General features: G+C 39.4%; 11 protein-coding genes. 2 read left to right on the top strand and 9 right to left on the bottom strand.

Going from position 1 to position 11,640, the window contains the following annotated elements:
* Positions 1-8 precede the first annotated feature (8 nt).
* Positions 9-1,706 carry a chloride channel protein gene (locus L0668_RS05800; RefSeq protein ID WP_235311134.1) on the bottom strand — a complete coding sequence of 566 codons (1,698 nt, stop codon included), beginning with the start codon at positions 1,704-1,706 and terminating at the stop codon, positions 9-11.
* A 220-nt stretch (positions 1,707-1,926) separates the two neighbouring features.
* Here L0668_RS05800 and L0668_RS05805 point away from each other — a divergent pair, with 220 nt between their 5' ends.
* Both L0668_RS05805 and erpA read left to right on the top strand, forming a co-directional pair.
* Positions 1,927-2,625: a DUF6776 family protein gene (locus L0668_RS05805; RefSeq protein WP_235311135.1), complete on the top strand. Its 699-nt coding sequence runs from the start codon at positions 1,927-1,929 to the stop codon at positions 2,623-2,625.
* A gap of 140 nt (positions 2,626-2,765) precedes the next feature.
* Entirely contained in the window at positions 2,766-3,110 is a 345-nt protein-coding gene (gene erpA, locus L0668_RS05810; RefSeq protein ID WP_235311136.1) for an iron-sulfur cluster insertion protein ErpA, read from the top strand.
* Between the two features lie 55 nt (positions 3,111-3,165).
* On the opposite strand, the gene L0668_RS05815 is transcribed toward erpA, so the two are convergent.
* The 8 genes from L0668_RS05815 to rpe form a co-directional block, all read right to left on the bottom strand.
* The gene (locus L0668_RS05815; RefSeq protein ID WP_235311137.1) at positions 3,166-3,987 is read right to left on the bottom strand and encodes a DUF1338 domain-containing protein; all 822 of its coding nucleotides are present in this window, start codon (positions 3,985-3,987) and stop codon (positions 3,166-3,168) included.
* Between the two features lie 18 nt (positions 3,988-4,005).
* Entirely contained in the window at positions 4,006-5,478 is a 1,473-nt protein-coding gene (astD, locus tag L0668_RS05820) for a succinylglutamate-semialdehyde dehydrogenase (protein ID WP_235311138.1), read from the bottom strand.
* 2 nt (positions 5,479-5,480) lie between these two features.
* A complete protein-coding gene (gene astA / locus L0668_RS05825) occupies positions 5,481-6,515 on the bottom strand; it encodes an arginine N-succinyltransferase (protein WP_235311139.1) in 1,035 nt (344 codons plus the stop codon).
* 17 nt (positions 6,516-6,532) lie between these two features.
* Positions 6,533-7,738, bottom strand: a complete 1,206-nt coding sequence (locus L0668_RS05830) for an aspartate aminotransferase family protein (protein WP_235311140.1) — start codon at positions 7,736-7,738, stop codon at positions 6,533-6,535.
* A 314-nt stretch (positions 7,739-8,052) separates the two neighbouring features.
* Positions 8,053-9,198 carry an HDOD domain-containing protein gene (locus tag L0668_RS05835; protein ID WP_235311141.1) on the bottom strand — a complete coding sequence of 382 codons (1,146 nt, stop codon included), beginning with the start codon at positions 9,196-9,198 and terminating at the stop codon, positions 8,053-8,055.
* 87 nt (positions 9,199-9,285) lie between these two features.
* A complete protein-coding gene (locus tag L0668_RS05840; protein ID WP_235311142.1) occupies positions 9,286-9,891 on the bottom strand; it encodes an anthranilate synthase component II in 606 nt (201 codons plus the stop codon).
* 13 nt (positions 9,892-9,904) lie between these two features.
* Entirely contained in the window at positions 9,905-10,912 is a 1,008-nt protein-coding gene (trpS, locus tag L0668_RS05845; protein ID WP_235311143.1) for a tryptophan--tRNA ligase, read from the bottom strand.
* 35 nt (positions 10,913-10,947) lie between these two features.
* A complete protein-coding gene (rpe, locus tag L0668_RS05850; protein WP_235311144.1) occupies positions 10,948-11,622 on the bottom strand; it encodes a ribulose-phosphate 3-epimerase in 675 nt (224 codons plus the stop codon).
* Positions 11,623-11,640 lie beyond the last annotated feature (18 nt).

Genomic DNA, 11,640 nt, shown 5'->3' on the forward strand with positions numbered 1-11,640 from the left:
AGGTTAAGTTAATAATGGGCTGCATGTAGCGAGTTACGTAGGGTGGACCAAGTGATTACGCCGATTATATTTTCTGGATCATTTGAGTAAATGTAAACCGCTCCCGCCCTGTTTTTTTCTAATATGGCGTATACCTCGGCAAGTGTTGCTTGGTGTTTGACGCCCTGCATCACGGTTTTAATCAAGCGAGCTGTATCTTCATTTTTGCCTTGATCTAAACTTATTAAATGGAACAGTATATTTTGTGCTGCTTGTTGTTCATTGTGTTGCTCTAACTTTTTTTGCACTACTAAAGTCTCAGAGTTAGGATTTAAATGAGATAAAATTTGTGCGTCATTTTCCTCTAATAAAGTGAACTTATTGTCCATCACAGCAAGTACCCCAGTTTTTTGCAATGATTCAGTCACAGAAGAAGTGGCATAGGGGAGTTTTTGAAAATCTAATTGCCGAGTAAATATAGAACTGTTGCCTAAAAACTGCGTAGAGGTAACGTAGGCAGGTACCACCACCAGAATTGCAGGTAAAATCAACTCAGTACTGTACGACAATTCCATTACAGCAGACAAGGCTGCCAGAGGCGCGTGCACTACTGCAGTCATTAATCCTGCCATGCCTAACAAAGAAAAACTGGCATGTAATTCACTGGTATCGTTAATAAACATACCTAGTGGTGATGCGAGTAATACACCAGATAACATGCCGATTACAAATACGGGTCCCATTACTCCACCTGGAATACCTAGGCCAATGGCTATAATAGTGAGCAAAAACTTGGCACATAACACGCCAAATAGTAATGACAGGTTGAAATCTTGATCAAATAACTGATGTGCAGAGTCGAAATGTGCACCTAAAGACTCTGGTAATATATAGCCAATTATACCCGTTAAGACCCCTGCTAATAATAGCCGGTTGATCATATTAATTTTGCTAAATTGTTGCATCACAAACATTAAACTATTGTTAAATACAGATGCTAAGTAACCTAAGGCTATGCCTAAAATAATGAGATATAAATAAATCCAACGACTAAATTCATTAAAATGAATAAAGGACAACTCTTGAGCTTCTCCAAATACAATCCGGGTCAACACGCTGCCACAGGCCGCAGCTAACATAATCGGAATAAAAATGTGGATTTTGTACTCACGAAATACCACTTCCATCACAAAAATAACCGCCGCAAAAGGGGTATTAAATGAAGCTGAAATACCTGCCGCAATGCCACACCCTGATAAAATCCGGATGCTGTTTTCTGGCAGTTGTAGCCACTGCCCAAAAAAGGTACTGCTAGATGCACCTAAATGCACAGAGGGGCCTTCTCTGCCTACAGAGAAACCTGAAGCAAGCGCTATAGCTCCGCCAAAAAATTGATTGATAGTGGTGCGAAATGGAATGCGTCCAAAAAAGTGTTTTACCCTATGAATGACGAAAGGAATGCCCATACGATAGTGTTTAAAGCCAGTGACATAGGCTACGGCTAAAATACAGCCAGCCCCAACTATGGGTAGTATCAGGCGATATAAGGGAGATAGGTCACTAAAATCATTTTGTTCACCGACAAAAAGTACTTGTAGCCAATCAATGGTTAAACGAAATAATATGATTAACAAGGCGGCACAAATTCCACTCACTATGCCCATCAAACATAACTGAATTGAGGTTCTTGGGGTCGCCAGTTCTTGTCTAAATGAGTCGAGTTTCATTGAAATCCAATGATATTTGCTAAGTGCAATTCAGCTTATCACAAGCTATTGTAATTTAAAGAGTAATTCTAACGGGGCGAGAGATATTATTGACTGTGCGTGTGAATAAACCGATTTTAGAATAAAAGTCCAAATGGATATCTCAGTCGATTATTGGCATAGGTTATTAATTTCGCTGGTGGTAGACTGGTTGAATAGTTTAATTAATTGAGATATTACGTTGAATTTATCTGATTTGAAGCAGCGCTTTGGTGCTTTTCAGTTGTACCTAGTGTTAGCCGTCATCTTAGGCTTATGTTTGTATGGCGGATTTCATATGGGAAATTTTCACTATGCCGTTCAACAAGATGTTTTAGCAACACACGAGCAAACTATAAATAATTTAACCACTGAAAATAATAAATTAACTAAAAATTTGAATATTTTGGGGGTGGAATTAGAAGTAGCTAAACTGGCGCAAAAAAAAGCCTTTGTTGAAATTGAGCAAGGCATACAGCGAGAAACACAATTACGTGAACAGATAGGTTTTTTTCAACAAGTCATGGCGCCTGAATTAAATCATGAAGGCTTTTTGATTGATGGATTTAATATAACACCTGCGGCCAGTGATCATTCTTATCGTTTTGAGTTGGTATTAATTCAGCAAGAAAAAATTAAGCAAGCTTTAAAAGGTTCTTTACAGATCACTTTAATAGGCAGTGAGAATGGCCAAGCTAAAAAGTATGAACTCAAATCACTGCTAATTGATGCAGAAAACTCTCTTAAGTTTAGCTTTAAATATTTTCAAGTAGTGCAAGGTGAAATCAAACTGCCCTCTGAATTTGTGGCTGAGAAGGTGTCGGTTCACGCTGAGGTTTATCAACATAGACGTAAAAAAGGTGAGCTTACTACTGTTTTTGAGTGGCTAGTTACAGATTAAATGCGTTAAATTTTTACAGTTTGCTCTATATTTCAATTATTCATTCTAAGCAAATACCCTGCAGAATACTTGACCATATTAGTCAAGTACTGGATAATTGGTTCAATTGAAATAGGTTTTTGTGAATTGAGGTTTTTGTTATGACGGTGCAAACCGCGTTACCCATAGAGTTTTCTGATGCTGCCGCTAAAAAAGTTCGTACATTAGTGGAAGAAGAAGAAAATCCAAATTTGAAATTAAGGGTATATGTCACTGGTGGAGGCTGTTCTGGTTTTCAGTATGGTTTTACTTTTGATGAAAAAGTTAACGAAGGCGATACCACTATTGATAAAAACGAAGTCACCTTAGTAGTCGACCCAATGAGTCTACAGTATTTGGTCGGCGGTGAAGTGGATTATACTGAAGGGCTAGAAGGTTCGCGTTTTATGGTGAACAACCCTAATGCAACTACCACTTGCGGCTGTGGGTCTTCATTTACGGTCTAGGTAATCATTATAATAAATTGAATAAAGGGCTGGTGTTTACCAGCCCTTTTTGATCCTAGTTCTGATTTGTACTTTCAAAAATTTTATCTGCGGATGCCGCTACAAAACCTTGGTACAATTCACCATTATCCATTGGGTATCTTTGAGCAAACTCATAAAAGCAACTAGGTACGGCTTGTTGTGCATCTGCAAATGTTACCGTTATTTTATCGGCCATAGTGGAGGACTGAGCCAGTAATACCTCTTCACCGCCTTTAATTTCACCACCTGCGCTGTTTAAAATAAATCCTGCTTGTTTAAGGTGTGAGTTCATTTGCTCTACAGACTTTATTTTTCGCATGTGATTAATGCTAATAGTGAAGTGGTTAGCTCTGAAACCCCATACCGACATCCAGGCGGCGTATTCAGAATGTGCGGCCAAGGTTTCATAATCAGCACTAGACACTTGCCAGTGAGCGCCTGAATACAAAAAGTTGTCTTGTAGAGCTAATTGTTCATCTACGTTTTCCAACATCTTGTAAATAATATCTTGGATTGCTTGGGGCATTTCTTCAACTAACAATTCACTAATAAAGACCTTGGGTTGATTGGTATCAGGATGTTCAAAATGTTTTGCCTTTAGCTTTTTTTGCGCAAAATCATATTGGCCTTTTTCCACATATCCTAGAGCTATAAAGTGCTCAGCGAGTTTGTCTAAATTAATTTTTTCAATGTTAAAAGTACGTAAGGCAATATGGTCATTGATTAACTGGCCTTGGGTTTCTACATCCGAAAACTCTAACTGATTTAATAGGGCATGAATTTTCTGTGCTGACGGCGTAATAGCTAAATAATCTTGCCATAGGTGGCTAAATAATTCGTTGATTTGAGTGTGCATGTTAGGGCCTCTCGAATATTACAGCGTTAACCCAGGGCTTAAGGTGCCGGGTAAAGTCACTGTATCTAGCTCCACTGAAGCTACTGGATAAGCGCAATAATCAGCTGCGTAATATGCACTGGCTCTATGGTTACCACTGTCACCAATACCGCCAAAAGGAGCAGCGCCGCTAGCGCCTGTAATCGGACGATTCCAATTCACTATGCCAGCTCGAATGCGCTGGTAAAAGTGTTGATAGTCCTCTTGGTTATCGCATAACAAACCTGCCGACAAACCAAAGCTGGTATTGTTGGCTTCGTCAATTGCACTATCAAAATCCGTATAGCGAACAACCTTTAATAATGGTCCAAAGTGTTCTTCATCTGGTAAATTAGCCAAAATTGGTGTCACGTCAATAATCCCTGGACTGACAAAACCAGACTCAGTGTCTAAGTGTTCTAATGTTAATAGTGGTTTTGCGCCTAAATTGATTAGTTGCGCTTGGGCTTGTGTCATTAAAGTGGCGGCATGTTGGGAGATCATAGCACCCATAAAAGGTTGCTCGTCAGCGTCATATTTACCCACTTTAATTTTTGCTGTGGCTTCAATTAGTTGCTTTAACAACTCGTCACCTTCTTGGCCTTGTTGAATAAACAAGCGTCGAGCACAGGTGCACCTTTGTCCCGAGGTAACAAATGCAGATTGGATAATGTCATGTATGACAGCTTTAGTATCTTTTGCATCTTTAACGATGAGCGGATTGTTACCGCCCATTTCTAGAGCTAATATTTTTCCAGGGTGACCGGCAAATTGTTCATGTAATAGTTTACCTGTACGAGAACTTCCGGTAAAAAATAACCCGTCTAGCCCTGAGTGTGCAGCTAAGGCTTTGCCGGTTTCTACTTCTCCTTGGATCATATTTAACACGCCTGCTGGAAGTCCGGCCTCTTGCCATAATTGAATGACTTTTTCAGCAACCAAAGGTGTTAGATCACTTGGCTTAAATACTATGGTATTACCGGCTAACAAAGCAGGTACTATATGGCCGTTAGGTAAGTGCCCAGGAAAATTATACGGGCCAAATATAGCCACTACACCATGAGGTTTGTGTCTGATAAAGGCTTGACCGACGGGCATAGGATTTTCTACTGTACCTGTGCGTTCATGGTAGGCTTTTTCTGATAAACCTATTTTGCCAATCATAGCCGCGACTTCTGTGGCGGTTTCCCACAAAGGTTTGCCTGTTTCTTGGGCGATAGTGAATGCTAACTCTTGCTTATTGCTAGACAATAAATCGCCGAATTTTTTTACAAAGCTAAGGCGAGTTTCAAAACTAAGATTACTCCAATCTAGAAAAGCATTGCGCGCTGCTTTAATGGCTAGATCAACTTGTTGGGCAGAAGCTGAATTGGCCTGCCAAATGACTTGGTTTTTAGCTGGATCGATTGATTGGATAGCATGACCATCGCCAGTGTGCCAGTCACCTGCGATAAAGTGGGTATTGTTGCTCATAATTATGTCCTGAAGTGAGTGGGAACAAAGCGGATGAAGTCGTCATCCTTTACATTGAGTGCGTCAGCTGCTTGTTGGCTAATATAAGCAAAACTATTGTCTGGGCTGACTTGGAGGTGAGTATTAACTCCTCTGAAGTTTTCTACTTTAGTGTTGATCACAAAATAACTGGTTTGTGCTTGCTCAACCTCTGATTTAACTCTTATCGGCAATCGACGACTAGTGTGAGCGCTACGGATATGTTGTAAATTGGCTTCTACCGTGGGACCTGCATCAAAAATATCGACATAACCACGACAGCTAAACCCTTCTTGCTCTAAAAGTTGTAGGGCGGGTTTAGTTTTTTCATGTACTTTGCCAATAACAGCTTGGGCTTGTTTGCTTAATAAACTGACATAAACTGGGTACTTAGGCATCAACTCGGCGATAAAACGTTTTTGGCCTATACCGGTTAAATAATCGGCAGTGGGAAAGTCCATGGAAAAAAAGTGTTCTTCGAGCCATTGCCAAAAAGGAGATTGCCCATCTTCATTACTGATGCCACGCATTTCTGCAATGATGGTTTCGGCAAACCTATGCTGATGCTCCATCATAAATAAAAAACGAAACTTAGATAATAAGCGACCATTCACTCCACTGCGAGCTTCAGGCATTAAAAACAAAGTACAAATTTCTGATACACCTGTGTAATCGTTGCACAGAGTTAGAATGTCGACTGTGTTGTATATGTCTAATTCGCGAGATGCATGTACCACTTTGCTTTGATGATAATGATAAAAAGGATCGTCTAAACCAACACTTGAGACGATACCACTGGTGCCGACTACTTGATTTGTTAGGGTATCTTCCATCACAAACAAATAACTTTCGTCGCCAGGTTGAGTCACAGCTTGTTTAAATGACGCAACGGACTTATCGATTTTGCTAATCAATAACTCTTTATTGACCGGCAATGAGGTAAAGCCAACACCTGAAGCATGGGCGATACCATAAAGCGAGTCATAATCGTTTGGTTGAATTGGGCGAATAATATTCATGGCCAAAGCTCTTTAAATTAACCGTTCACAACTTTGGCTACGGCGTGTTCGAAACGCACTAAACCTTGTTGAATATCTTCATCGGGAATGAGTAAAGATGGGGCAAAACGGATAACACTTGCACCAGCCACTAAACACATTAGTTGTTCGTTAGCCGAGGCGACTAAGAAGTCACGAGCCCGCCCTTTAAACTGTTCATTTAACACCGCGCCAATTAATAAACCTTTTCCGCGAATTTCGGAAAAACAGTTATATTTTTGATTGATGGCTTCTAACCCTTGACGGAATAGTTGCTCTTTTTGTTTTACACCTGATAATACTTCTGGGGTATTGATTATATCCAGTACAGTTTCGGCTACCGCGCAGGCTAGTGGATTACCACCGTAGGTGCTACCGTGAGTACCCACTTTAAGATGAGCAGCAATAGCCGTTGTGGTTAACATTGCACCAATGGGAAAACCACCACCTAAAGCTTTAGCTGAAGTTAAGATATCTGGAACTACGTCTAGGCCCATATAGGCATATAAGTCACCGGTACGGCCTACACCTGTTTGTACTTCATCAAAAATAAGTAATGCATTATGTTTATCACAAAGTGCACGAACACCAACTGCAAATTCTTTAGTAGGGCTAACAACCCCACCTTCACCTTGTAAAGGTTCCATCATTACAGCGCAGGTTTTATCTGAAATGAGTGCTTCAAGTGCGGCTAAATCATTAAATTCTATGTGATCAATATTGCCCGGTTTTGGACCAAATCCATCAGAATAGTCGGGTTGACCACCAACAGTGACAGTAAAAAATGTACGACCATGGAAACCTTGTTTGAAAGCTATTATTTGATTCTTTTGTGCGCCATATTGTTCTAAAGCAAAACGTCTTGCGAGCTTTAATGCTGCTTCGTTGGCCTCAGCCCCAGAGTTTGCAAAAAACACTTTTTCTGCGAATGTGGCATCTACTAGTTTTTTAGCTAAACGTAATGCTGGCTCATTGGTTAACACATTACTTAGATGCCATAAGGTTTCACCTTGAGTTTTAAGAGTATTAACCAAGTCTGGATGACAATGACCTAGTGCATTTACTGCAATACCGCCAGCGAAATCAATGTATTCTGTGCCCGCTTGATCCCATAAGCGGCTACCTAATCCCTTTACTGGTATGACTGCTGATGGGTTGTAATTAGGGACCATTACATCATTAAATAAGTCGCGGGTAACATTCATGGTATTGCCTTAGTATATTGCTTAGAACAGGGTTAAATCTGACTATGTTTGCTCGAAAAAGAAACAGTATTATGGCAGGTAGTTTTTAGTTTGTCTGTATAAAAAATGGCTGAAAGGTGCATTTATAAAGGGGTTGGCTTTATATTGCATAAATAGTGAATAATTATTTATTTAGATAAAGATGATTAATATTTTAAGAACACAGTAAGTGTAGCGTGTTGCGCTTAGGTACCTTAAGTTACCTGAGTGAAAAACAAGCTGCATGAGTATGCTTAAATAAATTGTTACTTTTCTTTGTTATTCAAAGAATCGGGTTAATCTTCTTCGATAGCCAGATTTAGGGCTCGTACATCAGTGATTTTTAACAACTCTAAAGCGCCTTTGGGCATTTTCATCGAGCGTACAAATTCTCTGGCTTGTTGCATATCGATTAATTTATGACTTTTCAAAATGCGATATTTGGCGTACGCGTTGCCTTGCTTAAGCACTACAGCTAATGGAGATAAATCAGCGTCAGCTAGATTCTGTTGTACTTCTTGAATTGCATTATTGATAAACACTCGTTTCATTGCCATTTTATCAATCAGCTTAGCGCTTATATTAAAGGCATATTTTTCAATTAATATATTTAGAAAGTCGCCATTTGGTTTGGTTTTTAATAGTGCTTTATGTTCTTCATGCTTTCTGAATTTTTCTGTTTCAATCAGCGCTTCTCTTTGCACTTCTTCAAATAAACGGAAATACATTCTAGTCACTACTATTTTGCCCGTAGTTTGCAACATACCTAGGCAAAACGCGTGATGAGGATCGAGTTTACTAACCGTAGCGATTTGTTTACATGAATTAGCCGTGGCTAATGCCTCTTCCCAAATTCTGTGCTTAATTTGCGGATAAGGGTCAGTAATTTGTGGCAACCAACGTCTAAAAGCGAGGGAAGTAATCACTATGCTTAGATTTTCTAAGCCAAAAAAGCTCAATCCAACTTTTAAGCTATCAACTAATACCGGGCGACCTTTACTGTCTATTCTTCTATACTTGGGCTGATTGATAAGCTTCATTAAATCAGTGTAAAACCAAGGAAGCTCTGTGGCTAAAGGTTCAATTTTTGAGATGGTCGCCGCTTTTATGCTTACCGCGTCCAACAACTCAGCCATTGCTTGGTCTATGCCCACAATTTTATTGAATATATTATCTATATCATCCAACTGGGGCAGCATCCGAGATTCTATTTCATTGTCTATTTGTTCACTGATGGAATGTAAAAAGTTGAGTTCAACTTTATGATTTAGGTCTTTTTCGCGAATAGCTTGTTTTTCAACTTGTAGAAGTTGCCTGGCTCTTTTGCTTTGTTCTTGGTCAACAACACTGACTTTGGCTTTTCCTTCATTTAGCATGTTTTCTTTAGCTAATTTAGGATCTAAAAATAAGTCATTAAAGCGGTTTTTAAGGCGTTGTTCCATTTTTTAGCAAAGGCTCAATTGGGAGGTGAAAAAGTAAAGTTAAGTATATCAAGTAACTAATAAACGTATTACTGATTATTCAAGGTTTTAATTCAACTTTAGTCCTGTATTTAGGAAGTTTTTTAAAATTTTGTGGCCAAATTCAGTTAATAAAGATTCAGGATGAAACTGTACGCCATAAATTTGCATGAATTTATGCTCTATGGCCATGACCTCAGATTGCTTGCCTAATTCCTCAATTTCCGACTGATTACACCAGGCTGTAATATTAAAACAATCCGGAATAGTATTTATATCCAAAAGCAAAGAGTGATAACGCGTCGCTTGAAATGGGCTAGCCACTTGTTCAAACAAATCACTGAGTTGATGAAACACCTTGGAGGTTTTTCCATGTCTAACTTGTTGGGCATTGATAACTGATGCACCAAAAACTTGGCCTATTGCTTGATGGCCCAAACACACACCTAATATTGGTATTTTTCCAGCGAACTGTTTAATTGCTTGTAAGGTAATACCAGCTTGATTAGGCGTACAAGGGCCAGGAGAAAGAACTAAATATTCAGGGTTTATGTTTTCAATATCCGTACAACTTATTTCGTCATTACGTACCACCTGCACTTCTTGGCCCAGTTCAATAAAGTAGTGGGCCAAGTTATGGGTAAATGAATCGTAATTATCGATCAATAACAGCATTATTGATTAACACTTAAAAAGGTTTAGGGATGAAGCCCACTGCTTTATATACTTTGTCTAAGGTAACAGAGGCGCGTTCTGATGCTTTATCGGCACCGATTTTCATAATGCGATCTAACTCGGCTCTATCATTGCGTAATGCGCTAAAACGCGTTTGTAATGGTTCTAGTAGCGCAACTACAGCGTCGGCCACATCACCTTTTAAGTGACCATACATTTTATCTTCGTATTGAGGAACTAAGTCGTTGATACTTGAACCTGTGACGCTTGATAATATTGTGAGTAAATTAGATACACCGGGTTTTTCTTTCGGATCAAAATAAATTCGAGCTTTTTCATCTGAATCGGTCATGGCTCGTTTGATTTTTTTAGCTACTTTTTTAGGATCTTCTAACAAGCCAATAAAATTATTGGCATTATCGTCAGACTTAGACATTTTTTTAGTGGGTTCTTGCAAGCTCATGATGCGAGCACCAAATTCAGGAATATAAGGCTCTGGAACAGTAAATGTTTTTCCATGTGTATTATTGAAACGGGCAGCTATGTCGCGAGTCAATTCTAAATGTTGCTTTTGATCATCGCCTACAGGTACTTGATCGGCTTGGTAGGCTAAAATATCAGCTGCCATTAATGTTGGATATGTGAACAAACCTGCATTTATATTTGTTACATTACGTGCCGACTTGTCTTTAAACTGGGTCATACGATTTAGCTCGCCCATTTGGGTGTAACAGTTCATTATCCAGCCCAACTGAGCGTGTTCAGGCACATGCGATTGCATAAAAATAGTACTTTTCTGTGGATCAATTCCACAAGCTAAATAAAGCGCAAGTCCATCTAAACATACTTCATACAAGGCTTTTGGATCTTGACGAACGGTAATTGAATGTAAGTCAACCAACATATACAAACAATCATGGGTGGTTTGCATATCAACCCATTGACGAAGAGCGCCAATATAGTTGCCAATGGTAAGTTGTCCTGATGGCTGACAGCCGCTTAATACAATAGGTTTGCTCATAAATTTTGGTGTCTAATTATTTAATTTTCAAAAAATTAACGACTGACTTTTGCAAGTTCTGCTCGCATTTCATCAATCACTTGGGAGTAATTGGGCTGATTAAAAATAGCAGATCCTGCCACAAACATGTCTGCTCCTGCTTCAGCAATGGCGCGAATATTATCGACTTTTACGCCACCGTCAATTTCTAATCGAATATCAAAGCCAGAATTATCAATTAAAGTGCGTATTTTTTGTAATTTAGTCAAACTTTGTGGAATAAAGCTTTGACCGCCAAACCCTGGATTAACCGACATTAATAAAATATGGTGCAGTTTGTGAAGTGTATCGTCTAAATAATGCAACGGTGTAGCAGGGTTAAACACTAAACCAGGCTTACAGCCTGAATCAATGATGAGTTGCAAACTGCGGTCAAGGTGTTGAGAGGCTTCTGGATGAAAACTAATATAACTGGCGCCAGCATCTGCAAACTGTTTGATTAAGTCATCAACTGGCTGAACCATCAAGTGCACGTCAATATCTGCCGTTACCCCATGTTTGCGCAGCGCTTCACAAACCAAAGGTCCAACGGTTAGATTGGGTACGTAGTGGTTATCCATTACATCGAAATGCACAATATCTGCCCCAGCCGCTAAGACTGAATCGACTTCTTCACCCAACTTGGCAAAGTTTGCTGACAAAATTGAAGGTGCAATTAAATAGGGTTTCATAACGATAAGCTTCTAGCA

It is taken from the genome of Paraglaciecola algarum (assembly GCF_021532655.1).
GTDB classification, from domain to species: domain Bacteria; phylum Pseudomonadota; class Gammaproteobacteria; order Enterobacterales; family Alteromonadaceae; genus Paraglaciecola; species Paraglaciecola algarum.

What these genes read in the sequence shown, in the direction of transcription:
- L0668_RS05800 (WP_235311134.1), bottom strand. Translation starts at nt 1,706, where the DNA reads ATGAAACTCGACTCATTTAGACAAGAACTGGCGACCCCAAGAACCTCA.
- erpA (WP_235311136.1), top strand. Translation starts at nt 2,766, where the DNA reads ATGACGGTGCAAACCGCGTTACCCATAGAGTTTTCTGATGCTGCCGCT.
- L0668_RS05815 (WP_235311137.1), bottom strand. Translation starts at nt 3,987, where the DNA reads ATGCACACTCAAATCAACGAATTATTTAGCCACCTATGGCAAGATTAT.
- astD (WP_235311138.1), bottom strand. Translation starts at nt 5,478, where the DNA reads ATGAGCAACAATACCCACTTTATCGCAGGTGACTGGCACACTGGCGAT.
- astA (WP_235311139.1), bottom strand. Translation starts at nt 6,515, where the DNA reads ATGAATATTATTCGCCCAATTCAACCAAACGATTATGACTCGCTTTAT.
- L0668_RS05830 (WP_235311140.1), bottom strand. Translation starts at nt 7,738, where the DNA reads ATGAATGTTACCCGCGACTTATTTAATGATGTAATGGTCCCTAATTAC.
- L0668_RS05835 (WP_235311141.1), bottom strand. Translation starts at nt 9,198, where the DNA reads ATGGAACAACGCCTTAAAAACCGCTTTAATGACTTATTTTTAGATCCT.
- L0668_RS05840 (WP_235311142.1), bottom strand. Translation starts at nt 9,891, where the DNA reads ATGCTGTTATTGATCGATAATTACGATTCATTTACCCATAACTTGGCC.
- trpS (WP_235311143.1), bottom strand. Translation starts at nt 10,912, where the DNA reads ATGAGCAAACCTATTGTATTAAGCGGCTGTCAGCCATCAGGACAACTT.
- rpe (WP_235311144.1), bottom strand. Translation starts at nt 11,622, where the DNA reads ATGAAACCCTATTTAATTGCACCTTCAATTTTGTCAGCAAACTTTGCC.